Source organism: Pseudomonas gingeri, assembly GCF_013385635.1.
Lineage (GTDB): Bacteria > Pseudomonadota > Gammaproteobacteria > Pseudomonadales > Pseudomonadaceae > Aquipseudomonas > Aquipseudomonas gingeri_A.
Genome location: NZ_JACAPR010000021.1, coordinates 69,670 through 84,635 on the forward strand (window position 1 = coordinate 69,670; position 14,966 = coordinate 84,635).

A 14,966-nucleotide genomic window follows, 5' to 3' on the forward strand; every position below is an offset into this window, starting at 1 on the left:
AGCTTCTCTTAATACGGGTATGATCGGGGTTTACGTTGTCCCAGCCAAGATAGTGGAAGTCGCCCACCGATGCAAAACACCAAGCTCTTGCTAACCAGTTTTACCTTAGTGGGACTGCTCGCACTCGCCGGTTGTTCATTCCCCGGGGTTTACAAAATCGACATCCAGCAGGGCAATGTCGTCACGCAGGACATGATAGACCAGTTACGCCCGGGAATGACCCGCAAGCAAGTAAGGTTTATCATGGGCAACCCCCTGCTGACCGACACATTCCACGCCAATCGCTGGGATTACCTGTATAGCCTGCAGCCCGGTGGCGGCGAACGCCAACAGGAACGTGTCAGCCTGATCTTCAACGACAATGACCAGCTCGCCAGCCTGGCCGGCGACTTCATGCCTGGCGTGAGCCGCGACGAAGCCATTCTCGGCAAGGACAGCGGCACCAGTGTCGAGGCTCCGGCCCAGAACGCTGAAAAGCCAAAACCGGAGAAACCGGCCAAACCAGGTTCGTTGCTCGACCAGATCCAGAAAGACGTCGACGGCGTAAAAGCCGTGCCGGTTCCAACACCGGAACCGCTGGACACCTCGCCGCAGTAATGTCGGCGACGCAGCAAAAAGCCCGGCATGTCCGGGCTTTTTATTGCCTGAAAAAATCCCCTGCCCGCGCCTCTTTCTTGTGGGAGCCGGCTTGCTGGCGATAGCGGCTGATCAGCCAGAATCGTGGTCGATTGACACCAAGCCATCGCCAGCAAGCCGGCTCCTACGGTACTGCTGCGCAAGACAACGGCTACAGGTTCTGCGCCCGGGCCCTGGCCGCTTTTTCCGCACGCAGGCGCCGCACTTCTTTCGGATCCGCCAGCAGAGGCCGATAGATCTCGATGCGATCGCCCTCCGCCACGGGCCGAACCTCGGGATCAGCGATCACCTTGCCGAAGATACCCAGCGGGCAACGCGACAGATCGGTCACGGGGAACTGCTGCGCCATTTCCGACAACTCGACGGCGCCACGCAGTGTCGTGCCCGCCGGGACCGAAAGCGCCAACAGGCATTGGCGACCGACCTCCGCGTACACCACCTCTATCGAAACCCGGGAATCAGCCATGGAGCTGCTTGGCCCGCTGGCAGAACGCATCCACCAAGGTATTGGCGGCCTGGTTGAACAGCGGCCCGAGGGTCGCCCGCACAATGGGCCCGGCATAATCGAAGGTCAGGTCCAGGCTGATCTTGCAGGCCTTTTCCCCCAGGGGCTTGAACACCCAGACGCCGTGCAGTTGGGTGAACGGCCCCTCTTCCAGGTTCATCTCGATCGAGTGCCCCGGCACCAGCGTATTGCGGGTGACGAACTGCTGGCTCAGGCCGCCCTTGGCCACCCCCAGCGTGGCGCGCATGTGCACGTCCGAGCTTTCCAGCACCTGGGCCGTCGAGCACCACGGTAGAAATTCCGGGTAACGCGCGACGTCGTTCACCAGGTCATAAAGCGCCTGTGCCGGATAAGGCAGCAGGGCCGAACGTTGAATATGGGTCGTCATGTCAGCGTTGATTCCACGGCTGGGCGGCAAACAAAAGTGGGCGCATTGTCCGGGATTCATCCTACGCGCTCAAGCACGCAGCTTCACCGTAGCCGACTGACGCGCAACCCCCTATAATGCCGCCCCTATGGCTAAACAGAAGAAACACCCCACAGGGACCATCGCGCAAAATAAAAAGGCGCGTCACGATTACTTCGTCGAACAACGGTTCGAGGCTGGTCTGGTCCTGGCCGGCTGGGAAGTAAAAAGTTTGCGGGCAGGCAAGGCGCAACTGGTCGACAGTTATGTCTTGCTCAAGGACGGTGAGGCCTGGCTGTTCGGCAGCCATTTCACGCCACTGACCACCGCCAGCACCCACGTCATTGCCGACCCGACGCGCACGCGCAAGCTGCTGCTCAACCAGCGCGAGCTGGAGAAGATCTTCTCCTCCGTGCAGCAGAAAGGTTACGCCTGCGTCTGCCTCTCGTTGTACTGGAGCAAGCATCTGGTCAAGTGCGAGATTGCCCTGGGCAAGGGCAAGAAGGAATACGACAAGCGTGATACCGAACGCGAGCGCGACGCCAGCCGTGAACTGCAGCGTGCGGTGCGCAACAAGGGCAAGGAAGACTAAGCCCGAGATGCCACCGAACCGCTGCAGGAGCCGGGCTCGAGCCTGATCGCTCCCACGCTCCAGCGTGGGAATGCCTCACCGGACGCTCTGCGTCCAGCTTTCCGGCGACGACGCAGAGCGTCGAGGGTTGCACTCCCACGCAGAGCGTGGGAACGATCAATCAGGTACTTTGCGACTGCTGCGCAGTCGAGCGGGGCAAGCCCCCTCGCCACATGACCTGGCCGCCCTTCATATGCCCTTGCGCCGCTCCGCCCGCGCCACTCGCTGCACTTCCTGACGCACCTCTTCCAGCACCTCCTGCACATACAGGATATGGCGACTGGAGACTTCGCGGGCCTGTTCCGCCCGACCTTCGATAATCGCCAGGTACAGCTCCCGATGCTGACTGATCAACATGTCGCGGGTTTCCGTACGCTGCTTGTACATGCCGCCGATATTGATCACCACGTTGCGCTTGAGCAGATCGAACAACCCGCGAATGGTGTGCAGCAACACCGCGTTGTGACTGGCCTCGGCAATCGCCAGGTGGAAGTTCGCGTCAGCTTCGCCCTCCTCCGCCCGACTCACTTCCCCCTCGCGGGCATAACAGCTCTGCAATAGCTCGAACGCAATGCGCAATCGCTCCCGATCCACCTCGGTGGCGCGCAACGCCGCGTAGTAGGCGCAGGACGCCTCCAGGGTGTGGCGAAACTCAAGTAGATCGCGCTGGGCTTCCGGATTGCTTTCCAACAGATGCAGCAGCGGATCGCTGAAGGTAGACCCCAGCGACTCCACCACATAGTTGCCGCCCCCCTGCCGACTGACCAGCAAGCCCTTGGCCACAAGCTTCTGGATCGCCTCGCGCAGCGAAGGCCGCGAGACACCGAACTGCTCGGCCAACGCACGCTCGGCCGGCAGACGCTCGCCGGACTTCAACGTGCCCTCGAGAATCATCCGCTCGAGTTGCTCGACAATATCGTCAGACAAACGGCGCTGACGAATCTGATCAAACCCCATCACTTACTCCTCACGATCCCGAACCCTTGTCGGGACCGCCTATTCTGGCCTATTGGCGCCGCGCCAGCACCTACCAGACACCGCAAAAATCACCCGCTCAGCACTCTCCCGAACGCCTCTCAGACGAAAGTTTGAGAGCGGCAAATTGACACGCACCCAACAAGGCTTTTAACCTAGCCCACAGCGATTGTAAATTGGTAATACCAATTATCCAAATCAGCTGATCAGTGCCTGACCAACAACAATTAGGGGCCACCCCACATGCAAACCTGGCAACAGCTCTACAGCCCTCTCGGCAGCCTCGGCCTGTCCGCTCTCGCAGCCGTGATTCCCATCGTGTTCTTCTTCCTCGCCCTGGCGGTGTTCCGCCTCAAGGGTCATGTCGCGGGCAGCATCACCCTGGCCCTGGCGATCCTGGTGGCGATCTTCGCGTTCAAGATGCCCGTGGACATGGCGCTCGCCGCCGCCGGCTACGGCTTCGCCTACGGTCTCTGGCCGATCGCCTGGATCATCGTCGCCGCGGTGTTCCTCTACAAACTGACGGTCAAGAGCGGCCAGTTCGAAATCATCCGCAGTTCGGTGCTGTCGATTACCGATGACCAGCGCCTGCAAGTGCTGCTGATCGGTTTCTGCTTCGGCGCGTTCCTCGAAGGCGCCGCCGGTTTCGGTGCCCCCGTGGCCATCACCGCGGCACTGCTGGTGGGCCTGGGCTTCAACCCGCTCTACGCCGCCGGCCTGTGCCTGATCGCCAACACCGCGCCGGTGGCCTTCGGCGCCCTGGGTATCCCGATCATCGTCGCAGGCCAGGTCACCGGCATCGACGCCTTCAAGATCGGTGCCATGACCGGCCGCCAACTGCCGTTGCTGTCGCTGTTCGTACCGTTCTGGCTGGTGTTCATGATGGACGGCCTGCGTGGCGTGCGGGAAACCTGGCCGGCCGCGCTGGTCGCCGGCCTGAGCTTCGCCATCACCCAGTACTTCACCTCGAACTTCATCGGCCCGGAACTGCCGGACATCACCTCGGCCCTGGCCAGCCTGGTCTGCCTGACCCTGTTCCTGAAAGTCTGGCAGCCTCGCCGCACGGCAGGCGCACAGATCGCCGGAGCCACCTCGAGCGCGGTGATCACCGCCAGCGTCGGCGGTTTCGGCCAGCCACGCAGCACCCTCGCCTCGCCCTACAGCCTGGGACGGATCTTCAAGGCCTGGTCGCCGTTCCTGATCCTCACCGTGCTGGTGACGATCTGGACCCTCAAGTCGTTCAAGGCGATGTTCGCCACCGGCGGCGCGATGTACAGCAGTGTGTTCAACTTCGCCATCCCGCACCTGGACCAGTTGGTGATCAAGAGCGCGCCGATTGTCGCCACGCCCACCGCGATCCCCGCGGTGTTCAAGCTCGACCCGATCTCGGCCACCGGCACGGCGATTTTCTTCTCCGCCCTGGTATCGATGCTGATCCTCAAGATCGATTTCAAAACTGGTCTGACCACTTTTAAAGAGACCTTCTACGAGCTGCGCTGGCCGATCCTGTCCATCGGCATGGTGCTGGCCTTCGCCTTTGTCACCAACTACTCGGGCATGTCCTCGACCATGGCCCTGGTACTGGCGGCGACCGGCACCGCCTTCCCGTTCTTCTCGCCGTTCCTGGGCTGGCTGGGCGTGTTCCTGACCGGTTCGGACACCTCCTCCAATGCCCTGTTCAGCTCGCTGCAGGCCACCACCGCGCACCAGATCGGGGTCAACGACACCCTGCTGGTAGCGGCGAACACCAGCGGCGGCGTAACCGGCAAGATGATCTCGCCGCAATCGATCGCCGTCGCCTGCGCCGCCACCGGCCTGGTGGGCAAGGAGTCAGACCTGTTCCGCTTCACCCTCAAGCACAGCCTGTTCTTCGCCACCATCGTCGGCCTGATCACGCTGGCCCAGGCCTATGTCTTTACTGGCATGCTGGTGCACTAGAGTGATACCTGCCGGGGGCTGTCGACGCCCCCGGCACTGCGCCTTTCAACCCACGCTGCGAGCACTCCATGATCATTTCCGCCTCTACCGATTACCGCGCAGCCGCCCAACGCAAACTGCCGCCGTTCCTGTTCCACTATGCCGACGGCGGGGCCTACGCCGAACACACCCTGCGTCATAACGTCGAGGACCTGGCCGGGATTGCCCTGCGCCAGCGCGTGCTGCGCAACATGTCCGAACTGAGCCTGGAAACCCGGCTGTTCGGCGAAACCCTGAGCATGCCCGTGGCCCTGGCCCCCGTCGGCCTGACCGGCATGTATGCCCGGCGTGGCGAGGTCCAGGCCGCGCGCGCGGCGGCGGCCAAGGGTATTCCCTTTACCATGTCGACCGTGTCGGTCTGTCCGATCGAGGAAGTGGCCCCGGCCATCAGCCGGCCCATGTGGTTCCAGCTCTATGTCCTGAAAGATCGCGGCTTCATGCGCAATGCGCTGGAACGCGCCAAGGCAGCGGGCGTCAGTACCCTGGTGTTTACCGTGGACATGCCGGTGCCGGGCGCCCGCTACCGTGACGCCCACGCCGGGATGAGCGGCCCGAACGCACCACTGCGCCGGGTCTGGCAAGCCATGACCCATCCGCAGTGGGCCTGGGACGTCGGCCTGCTGGGCAAGCCCCATGACCTGGGCAATATCTCGACGTATCGCGGCAACCCCACCGGCCTGAACGACTACATCGGCTGGCTCGGCGCCAACTTCGATCCGTCGATCTCCTGGAAGGACCTGGAGTGGATCCGCGAGTTCTGGGACGGCCCGATGGTCATCAAGGGCATTCTCGATCCGCAGGATGCCCGCGACGCAGTGAAGTTCGGCGCCGACGGCATCGTCGTCTCCAACCACGGCGGCCGTCAGCTCGACGGTGTGCTGTCCAGCGCCCGCGCCCTGCCGGCGATTGCCGACGCCGTCAAAGGCGACCTGAAGATCCTCGCCGACTCGGGCATCCGCAGTGGCCTGGATGTGGTGCGCATGATCGCCCTCGGCGCGGACACCGTGCTGATCGGGCGCGCCTTCCTCTACGCCCTGGCCGTCGCGGGCGAAGCCGGCGTGAAGAACCTGCTGGACGTGTTCGAAAAAGAAATGCGCGTGGCCATGGTGCTCACCGGCGCCAAATCCATCAGCGAAATCAACCGTGATTCGCTGGTCCGTGAACTGGGCGCCTGAACACTCCGCCCGCACGAATCACCGCCTGATTGAACGGGGTACAGGGCGCAGCCGATGCCACGACCCCGTTAGGAGTTTGCATGAGCCTGCCCACCCCGTTCCTCCATTCGGTGGAACAACTGATTCCCCGCGAGCGCCGCTTCGAGGATGCCCTCTCGACCCTGGCCTTCGGCACCGACGCCAGCTTCTATCGCCTGATCCCCAAACTGGTGATCCGCGTCGAGTCCGAAGATGAAGTGGTCGCCCTGCTCAAGCTGGCCGGTCGCGACCAGGTGCCGGTGACCTTCCGCGCTGCCGGCACCAGCCTGTCGGGCCAGGCCATCAGCGACTCGGTCCTGATCGTCCTCGGCGACAACTGGAATGGCCGGGAGATTCGCCACCAGGGCGGCCAGATCCGCCTGCAACCCGGGGTCATCGGCGCCCAGGCCAATGCCTGGCTCGCCCCGTTCGGTCGCAAGATCGGCCCGGACCCGGCCTCGATCAACGCCTGCAAGATCGGCGGCATTGTCGCCAACAACGCCAGCGGCATGTGTTGCGGCACGGCGCAGAACACCTATCACACCCTGGCCGGGATTCGCCTGGTGCTGGCCGATGGCAGCCGCCTGGACACCGAAGACCCGGCCAGCGTCGCCGCCTTTCGCCAGAGTCACGCCCCACTGCTCAAGCAGCTGGAAGTCCTTGCCCGGGAAACCCGCGCCGACACCGAACTGGCCGCGAAGATCCGCCACAAGTACCGCCTGAAAAACACCACCGGCCTGTCCCTCAACGCCCTGGTGGATTTCGACGAGCCGCTGGATATCCTCAGCCATCTGCTGGTGGGCTCCGAAGGTACCCTGGGCTTTATCAGCGCGGTGACCTACGACACCGTGATCGACCACCCGCACAAGGCCTCGGCGCTGATCGTCTTCCCGGATGTGGAAACCTGCTGCACCGCCGTCACCGTACTGAAGAGCCAGCCAGTGTCCGCCGTCGAACTGCTCGACCGCCGCAGCCTGCGCTCGGTGCAGGACAAACCCGGCATGCCGGCCTTTGTCCGCGAACTGTCGGGCAACGCCTGCGCGCTGCTGATCGAATCCCGCGCCGCCTCCTCGTCGCTGCTGCAGGAACAGCTGGCGCGGATCATGGCCTCGTTGGCGTCGTTCCCGGTGGAAAAACAGGTCGACTTCACCGAAGACCCCGTGGAAAACGCCCGCCTCTGGGCCATCCGCAAAGACACCTTTCCGGCTGTGGGCGCCGTGCGCAAGACCGGCACCACGGTGATCATCGAAGACGTGACCTTCCCCGTCGAGCAACTGGCCATCGGCGTCAACCGCCTGATCGAGCTGTTCGACAAGCACCACTACGACGAAGCGATCCTGTTCGGCCACGCCCTGGAAGGCAACCTGCACTTTGTCTTCACCCAGGGCTTCAACAGCGCGGCGGAAGTCGCCCGCTACCAGGCCTTCATGGATGACGTCGCGCAACTGGTGGCCGTGGAGTTCGGCGGCTCGCTCAAGGCCGAGCACGGCACCGGTCGCAACATGGCGCCCTTTGTCGAGCTGGAATGGGGCAGCGATGCCTATCAACTGATGTGGGCCATCAAGCGCCTGCTCGACCCCCAGGGCATTCTCAACCCGGATGTAGTGCTCAGCGACGACCCACAGATTCACCTCAAGCACCTCAAGCCCTTGCCGGCCGCCGACGAGATCGTCGACAAGTGCATCGAATGCGGCTTCTGCGAACCGGTGTGCCCGTCGAAAGGCCTGACCCTGAGCCCGCGCCAGCGCATCGTGATCTGGCGCGATATCCAGGCGAAAAAACGCGCCGGTATCGACACCTCCGAGCTTGAAGCCGCCTATCAGTACCAGGGCATCGATACATGCGCCGCCACCGGCCTGTGTGCGCAACGCTGCCCGGTGGGCATCAACACCGGCGAACTGGTGAAGAAACTGCGCGGCCAGGCAGCCACCCATGTGAAAAGCGCCGACTGGCTGGCAACACACTTCGCCACCACGCTGCAGGGCGCCCGTTTCACCCTGCATGTCGCCAATGGCGCGCGCATGCTGCTGGGAGCGCCGCGCCTGGCCCGGCTCTCGGCGGGCCTGACGCGCCTGTCCAAGGGCCGGGTTCCCCAGTGGACCAGCGCCATGCCGCAACCGGAGCGGGCGGTGCGTTTCAGTCCATCAGTCGATGACTCGCGACCACGGGTGGTGTACCTGGCCGCCTGCGTCTCGCGGGTGATGGGCCCGGCGGCGGGTGACCAGGAGCAGATGTCGCTGCTCGACAAGACCCGCGGCCTGCTGGAAAAGGCCGGCTACCAGGTGGTGTTCCCGGACAACACCGAACAGCTGTGCTGCGGCCAACCGTTCGCCTCCAAAGGCTACGCCGAACAGGCCGAGCACAAGCGCCAGGAACTGATCGGCGCCCTGCTGCAGGCCAGTCGCGGCGGTCTCGATCCGATCTACTGCGACACCAGCCCATGCACCTTGCGCCTGGTCCAGGACCTCGGCGACAGCCGCCTCGACCTCTACGACCCTGTCCGCTTCATTCGCACGCACCTGGTGGACAAGTTGACCTTCACCCCCCAGGACGCCCCGATTGCCGTGCACGTGACCTGCAGCACCCAGCACCTGGGGGAAAGCCAGGCCCTGATCGACCTGGCGCGGCGTTGCAGCCACAACGTGGTGATCCCCGAAGGCATCCACTGCTGCGGTTTCGCCGGCGACAAGGGCTTTACCACCCCGGAACTGAATGCCCATTCGCTGCGCACCTTGAAGGACGCCGTGCAGTATTGCGCGGAAGGCATCTCCACCAGCCGCACCTGCGAGATCGGCCTCAGCCAGCATGGCGGGATCGACTACCACGGGCTGGTCTACCTGGTGGATCGGGTGACCCGGGCAAAAAAATAGAACCTTCGGCCAACCGCGGCAGTCCACTGATCAGGCCCTGCCAAAAGGGCCTGATGCCCACCTGCGGCAGCCTCGATATCTGAACCCCGGTTCAAGGAGATAGCCATGAAACGTTCCGTACTGCCAGGCCTGTTCGTTATCGCTTCGCTCCTCGCCGCCCCGGCCTTTGCCGACGGCGAGAAAGATCTCTGCACCACCAACCTGCAGACCATCAGCAATGCCAAGACCACCATCCTGGCGGCCGACCTGCAAGGCCAGATCGACAACAGCGTCCAACAAGCCAAGGCTGCCCAGGCGAAAGACACCACCGAAGGCACCAAGGAATGCATCGCCATTACACAGAGGGCGATCCAGCAGATCCAGAACAGCCAGAAAGGCGGCTAGTGAAACGCAGGGTGTCCCTTCGGGATGGCCTTTCGAGCCACAGTGGCGTACACTGCATATGCCTGCTGGTAATGCACAGCAGGTTCGGGGCCGTTTAGGATTCGACGCCGGTTGCGAAACTCTAGGTGCATGCCGAGTTGGTAACAGAACTCGTAAATCCACTGTTGCAACTACTTATAGTTGCCAATGACGACCAATACGGTGCTGCTCTCGCTGCTTAATTGCAGCTGACATGCACTCCTGGCACCTTCGGGTCCAGCAATCATCAGGGGATGTCTGTAAACCCAAAATGATTGTCATATAGAACAGAATCGCCGTGCAGTACGTTGTGGACGAAGCGGCTAAAACTTACACAACTCGCCCAAAGCACCCTGCCCGTCGGGTCGCTGAGGGTTAACTTAATAGACACGGCTACGCATGTAGTACCGACAGCGGAGTACTGGCGGACGGGGGTTCAAATCCCCCCGGCTCCACCAAATGATCAAAAAAAGACGTCCACGGACGTCTTTTTTTGTGCCTGCAAGCCAGTAAATACGCGGCTTCCAGCGCTTTTGCGATCTTTAGAGAGTTTTTGAGTTCCAGCCGTTCGGGTATTCCAGGCGGTATTCCACCTCACCCGGTGCTAATCTTTGGAATACCGAATCAGTGCCTGAGGAGAATCTCATGCCTGCTCAAAACCTCCGTCTCTCAGATCGACAGCTCAAGGGAGTCAAACCCGCGTCCAAGGATTATGTCCTCACGGACGGTGACGGTTTGCAGCTCCGAGTACGCAGCAACGGCTCGTTGTTGTGGAATTTCAACTACCGCGAACCGGTGACCAAGAAGCGCATCAACATCGGCTTCGGGACCTACCCCGAACTTTCACTGGCGAACGCACGAAAGAAGGCAGTCGAAGCACGCGAGCTGCTCGCCCAAGGCATCGATCCGAAGGTGCAGCGCAATACGTTGAATGAAGCCAAGCGCGCAGAAACGGAACACACCTTCGAGAACGTGGCCACCGCCTGGTTCGAGCTCAAGAAAGATTCGGTCACTCCGGCCTACGCCGAGGACATTTGGCGATCGCTCACGCTGCACGTGCTCCCCGACTTGAAGACGACCCCACTCGCGAAAATCACCGCGCCGATGGTGATCGAATTGCTTCGTCCGATCGAAGCGAAAGGCAGCCTGGAGACAGTCAAGCGTCTTAGTCAGCGACTCAACGAGATCATGACTTACGGCGTCAACTCCGGCCTGATCTTCGCCAACCCACTCAGCGGCATCCGGGCGGTTTTCAAGAAACCCAAGAAAGAAAACATGGCTGCACTTCCGCCCGAAGAGCTCCCCGAGCTCATGCTGGAGATCGCGAATGCCAGTATCAAACGCACGACCCGCTGCCTGATCGAGTGGCAGTTGCACACAATGACTCGCCCTGCCGAGGCGGCGACCACTCGCTGGGCAGACATCGACTTTGAAAGGCGTGTCTGGACCATCCCTCCGGAGCGGATGAAGAAGCGCCGTCCACACAGTATCCCGTTGAGTGATCAAGCAGTCGCGTTGCTGGAGTCACTGAAGACTCACAGCGGCCATCGCGAATATGTCTTCCCGGCAGACAGAAATCCGCGCACCCACGCCAACAGCCAGACCGCCAACATGGCGTTGAAACGCATGGGCTTCCAGGACCGCTTGGTCAGCCACGGCATGCGCTCGATGGCCAGCACCATCTTGAATGAACATGGGTGGGACCCGGAACTCATTGAGGTCGCACTGGCGCATGTCGACAAGGATGAGGTGCGGAGCGCCTACAACCGAGCTGACTACATCGAACGCCGGCGACCGATGATGGCTTGGTGGAGTGAGTTCATCCAGAAAGCCGCCACCGGTAGCCTGCTCGCCTCAGCATACGGTCAAGTCAGAGACAAGAACGTGGTGCCGATCCGCTAGCGCTATACAGATGCACTTATGCCAGCGACAACAACTGTGCACGCAACATTCGGGGCAAGCAGCCTCGCTTATCCGCTTCTAAGCGCGGGTCCATCCAAACAGGGCTGCAAAGCCGCACTGTTTGGATGGACCTTACTTTGAAGAGCTAAAAGCGACCACGTTGTCCATGATTTACCACGGAATTCCACCGGTGGATAATCGTTCTTCAAATCCACAGTGACGCTGAAATTCGAACCTTGACCGGGTTTATCCACAGGCGTAAAACTGGCCGTGCAAGCGCTGTCGATGACAGCAACCCAGGTGACCCGAACCTTGAAGGTCACGCCGCTCTCGCGGTGGTTCTCCCCCCAAATGGCGATTCGCGTCCGGCAGCTCGCCCGATCACCTCCCCGGTGATGGATGCCTACTTCAGATCATGGCCCTCGTGCGCCAGACAACACCTCCTACTTCGCTGCCCTGCAGCAACCTATCCGCTTGGCCGAATCTTGCGCCAACCTGCGCCCGTCTCTTTCTCCTGGAAAGAGACGGGCGCTTCTAACACTGCTGCAGCCCTCATCGCACTTGGCTTTGCGGCAACTTCTCTCGTGACAATCGGCGTGACAAACGCCGATGTCACCAGCAACAGCGCTGTAGATGATGGTGCCGCAGACCAAGGAATGGACTGCACCTGACTGACAGTCAGGCTTGCCCCGGTCATCGCATTGCTGCGTACACCTGGCTCAGGATCTCGCGGCACTGGTCTCGTCAGCCAATGCAGCCTCCCCCCGCCCACCGGTAACGGTGCTCAGGAGGCCAGATCATGAGATGCCCTTGCTCCCGGTCGTAAGGAGTCGCCAGTCCCGCGTTAGAGGACACCCCACAGGTCGCAGGGGCCTTGATCCCTGACAACACTCAGCATTCTTGGCGGGATGACGTGGGGCGACGATCGGAGATCGAAAGATGAGGTGACTGACATGACATTGGTGGGTAGACGCGATGGCCGCAATTTCGGCTACGGCAGGCAATTGAGTTACGCAGGACTGCAGGCGCTGAAAGATATGTTCGGCGGAGGCCATTACGGCACAGTCAAAGCGCACTGTGATCGGTGGCAGGCATTCGTTAAATGGTGCCGCTCCGAACTGGGGCCCGGTATCAATGATGCGCGGCAGATTGATCTGAAGGTGTTGGCCGACTATGCGGCGCATCTGCGCGACGTAGTTGGACGCGGTGAGCTCGCCGTCAGCACTGCACAAAACCGGATATCCAGCGTTAACAGAACCATGGCGGCGCTTCGCGGTGATCAGTGCGTGAAGTTGCCAAGTCCGAGCAAGGCGTTGGTTATGCGGCGCACCGGGGTTCGACAGTCGGTGCCGCAAGGCCAAGACCGCGAACAGGTTAAGCAGATCGTCGACGCACTTTGCAACCATCATCAGCTACGAGCCGCTGCGATTGTTCTGTTGGCGCGAGCCACTGGCATGCGCTTGCGTGAGGCTATCTTGGCTGACCTGCCACGGTTAAGCCGTGAGGCCAACGACCTAGGGAGGATTAACATTCAAGATGGCACCAAAGGCGGCCGCGCCGGTGCCTCGGCGCCACGTTGGATTGCGGTGGACGACCATGTTCGAGGTGCACTTGGGTTTGCACGACAGGTGACGCCTGCGCGTAGCCGCAACCTGATTGCACCAGACGAAAGCTACCTGACTTTTCTGCAGGAGATCGTCCGCCCTGCGCGGGATATTCTGCATGCACTCAACCTCAAAGGCTTCCATGAGCTACGAGCGGCGTACGCATGTGAGCGCTATGAGCAAATTACCCGGCATCGCGCGCCTATCAACGGCGGTCAGTGTTGCCAGGTAGATAGGAACCTTGACCGTGAGGCCCGGAGGCAAATCAGCTATGAGCTGGGGCACGGGCGGATCGACGTGGTCGCTGCCTACATTGGAGAGCGCGCATGAGCAAGTCATTCGACATGGAGCTGTTTTTGTCTGCGGTGTTGACGGGCTCGCACGCAACTCGACAACGCCATGTACGACAGGCGAAAATCATCCAGGCTGAGATTGCAGAGCGCTGGCAGCGAGAAACGCCTTGGGCTTGGCAGCGGAAGCATGTGATTTGGTTCCTCGAAAAACGCCTAGCCCGACGCAGCAACGCAACGCGGTATTACTACCTCCTAACCCTGCGACTGCTCGCTCGTCGCTTAGAAAAGTCATGGGTATGAATATCGCAGGCAACGCGTTGAGATCAGCAATTTGGCTCACTAAGGCAAAGCGCAGTCGCTGAGCTACTACGTTGGACTAAGCCTCTCATCAGGAATAGAAAGAGCCATGTCAGTCCCGACCTACGACCAGTTCATTGAGCCCATCCTACGTTTTCTCGCCACACATCCTGACGGTTCCACCGCGAGCGAGGCTCACGAAGCCGCCGCCATGACTCTTGGCCTGAGCGAGTCACAGCGGCAGGAGACCATCGCAAGTGGCCAGGCCACCTACAAGAATCGATCAGGCTGGGCGCATGATCGGCTAAAGCGTGCTGGCTACTCCAGCAGCGCCAAGCGTGGCTATTGGCAGCTGACCGACACCGGCCGCGCGTTTGCCCAAGCCAACCCGAACCCGTTGAGCCCAGAGCAAGTCGAGCACCTAGCTGTGAACTTCATGAGCGTGAAGCTGAAGACAGCGCCGGATGCCGCCTCGCTGGATGGAAGCAGCGACACGTCAGAGCCTGTTGCCAAGACCGACCTCGCCACTAGCAGCCCGCAGGAGCGCCTAAATCAAGCCATCCTCGAGCTGCGCACCAGCGTCGCGGGTGACTTGCTGGACAACTTGCTGCAAGCCAGCCCGACGCGCTTCGAGCACATTGTTCTCGACGTGCTGCACAGTCTGGGCTACGGCGCGAACCGGCAGGCTCTGCAACAAGTCGGCGGCAGTGGCGACGGCGGCATCGACGGCGTGATCTCGTTGGACGCACTGGGGCTGGAAAAGGTTTACGTGCAGGCCAAGCGCTGGCAGAACACCGTCGGGCGTCCTGACCTGCAAGCGTTTTATGGCGCCCTGGCCGGGCAGAAAGCCAAACGCGGTGTATTCATCACCACCTCCGGCTTCACCGCCCAGGCAGTTGATTTCGCGCGCTCGGTCGAGGGACTGGTACTGGTCGACGGTAAACGCCTGGTAAACCTGATGCTCGACCACGAGGTGGGTGTCAGCTCGCAGCTTTACAAAGTGCCCAGGCTCGACAGTGACTACTTCGACGAATCGCTCGGCTGAGCCGACGCTCGACAGCCCAATTCCATTTCGCCACTATGGCCTCGACAAGCTCGCAGGCCGTCGGCGCCCTGCGCCTTTCGAACGCCCATCCAATGCCAGTGAGGCCCTATGAACGCCCGAGAAGCCAACCTCATCGCCAAACGCTACCAAGCACGTAAACAAGCGTTCGACGATTTGCACGCGCTATTGCTGCCTTTCTTCCGCCACACTTAAGCGCCACACAGCACCGC

Annotated in this window: 13 protein-coding genes and 1 other RNA gene; 11 read left to right on the forward strand and 3 right to left on the reverse strand. The window is 61.5% G+C overall.

Features of this window, described 5'->3' with window-relative positions; genetic code table 11:
* Positions 1-69: 69 nt before the first annotated feature.
* Positions 70-597: an outer membrane protein assembly factor BamE gene (locus HX851_RS24660; RefSeq protein ID WP_177066196.1), complete on the forward strand. Its 528-nt coding sequence runs from the start codon at positions 70-72 to the stop codon at positions 595-597.
* 190 nt (positions 598-787) lie between these two features.
* Here the strand turns inward: HX851_RS24660 and HX851_RS24665 are convergent, their stop codons facing one another.
* Together HX851_RS24665 and HX851_RS24670 are read right to left on the reverse strand one after the other, a co-directional pair.
* Positions 788-1,102 carry an RnfH family protein gene (locus HX851_RS24665; RefSeq protein WP_177066197.1) on the reverse strand — a complete coding sequence of 105 codons (315 nt, stop codon included), beginning with the start codon at positions 1,100-1,102 and terminating at the stop codon, positions 788-790.
* Complete coding sequence (locus HX851_RS24670; protein ID WP_177058673.1) at positions 1,095-1,529, reverse strand: type II toxin-antitoxin system RatA family toxin; 435 nt, start codon at positions 1,527-1,529, stop codon at positions 1,095-1,097. The genes HX851_RS24665 and HX851_RS24670 overlap by 8 nt, the downstream gene beginning before the upstream one ends.
* Before the next feature lie 127 nt (positions 1,530-1,656).
* Between HX851_RS24670 and smpB the strand changes: the two genes are divergently transcribed.
* Positions 1,657-2,139 carry an SsrA-binding protein SmpB gene (gene smpB, locus HX851_RS24675; protein ID WP_177058671.1) on the forward strand — a complete coding sequence of 161 codons (483 nt, stop codon included), beginning with the start codon at positions 1,657-1,659 and terminating at the stop codon, positions 2,137-2,139.
* A gap of 228 nt (positions 2,140-2,367) precedes the next feature.
* On the opposite strand, the gene HX851_RS24680 is transcribed toward smpB, so the two are convergent.
* Positions 2,368-3,135 (reverse strand): GntR family transcriptional regulator, encoded by a 768-nt coding sequence (locus HX851_RS24680; protein ID WP_177058663.1) that lies wholly within the window; start codon positions 3,133-3,135, stop codon positions 2,368-2,370.
* 261 nt (positions 3,136-3,396) lie between these two features.
* Between HX851_RS24680 and HX851_RS24685 the strand changes: the two genes are divergently transcribed.
* The 9 genes from HX851_RS24685 (at position 3,397) to HX851_RS24725 (ending at position 14,736) form a co-directional block, all read left to right on the forward strand.
* On the forward strand, positions 3,397-5,091 hold the full coding sequence (locus tag HX851_RS24685) for a lactate permease LctP family transporter (protein ID WP_177058661.1): 1,695 nt from the start codon (positions 3,397-3,399) through the stop codon (positions 5,089-5,091).
* A gap of 68 nt (positions 5,092-5,159) precedes the next feature.
* Positions 5,160-6,305: an FMN-dependent L-lactate dehydrogenase LldD gene (gene lldD / locus HX851_RS24690; protein ID WP_177066198.1), complete on the forward strand. Its 1,146-nt coding sequence runs from the start codon at positions 5,160-5,162 to the stop codon at positions 6,303-6,305.
* Between the two features lie 80 nt (positions 6,306-6,385).
* Positions 6,386-9,193 (forward strand): FAD-binding and (Fe-S)-binding domain-containing protein, encoded by a 2,808-nt coding sequence (locus tag HX851_RS24695; RefSeq protein ID WP_177066199.1) that lies wholly within the window; start codon positions 6,386-6,388, stop codon positions 9,191-9,193.
* Positions 9,194-9,298: 105 nt separating this feature from the next.
* On the forward strand, positions 9,299-9,577 hold the full coding sequence (locus HX851_RS24700; protein ID WP_177058655.1) for a PA2433 domain-containing protein: 279 nt from the start codon (positions 9,299-9,301) through the stop codon (positions 9,575-9,577).
* 86 nt (positions 9,578-9,663) lie between these two features.
* Positions 9,664-10,053: a transfer-messenger RNA gene (gene ssrA / locus HX851_RS24705) on the forward strand.
* 187 nt (positions 10,054-10,240) lie between these two features.
* Complete coding sequence (locus HX851_RS24710) at positions 10,241-11,497, forward strand: integrase domain-containing protein (protein WP_177066200.1); 1,257 nt, start codon at positions 10,241-10,243, stop codon at positions 11,495-11,497.
* Positions 11,498-12,450: 953 nt separating this feature from the next.
* Positions 12,451-13,431: an integrase domain-containing protein gene (locus tag HX851_RS24715; protein WP_177066201.1), complete on the forward strand. Its 981-nt coding sequence runs from the start codon at positions 12,451-12,453 to the stop codon at positions 13,429-13,431.
* On the forward strand, positions 13,428-13,694 hold the full coding sequence (locus HX851_RS24720) for a hypothetical protein (protein WP_177066202.1): 267 nt from the start codon (positions 13,428-13,430) through the stop codon (positions 13,692-13,694). Before HX851_RS24715 ends, HX851_RS24720 begins: the two co-directional genes overlap by 4 nt.
* Positions 13,695-13,800: 106 nt before the next feature.
* On the forward strand, positions 13,801-14,736 hold the full coding sequence (locus tag HX851_RS24725; protein WP_177066203.1) for a restriction endonuclease: 936 nt from the start codon (positions 13,801-13,803) through the stop codon (positions 14,734-14,736).
* The last annotated feature ends 230 nt before the right edge of the window (positions 14,737-14,966 follow it).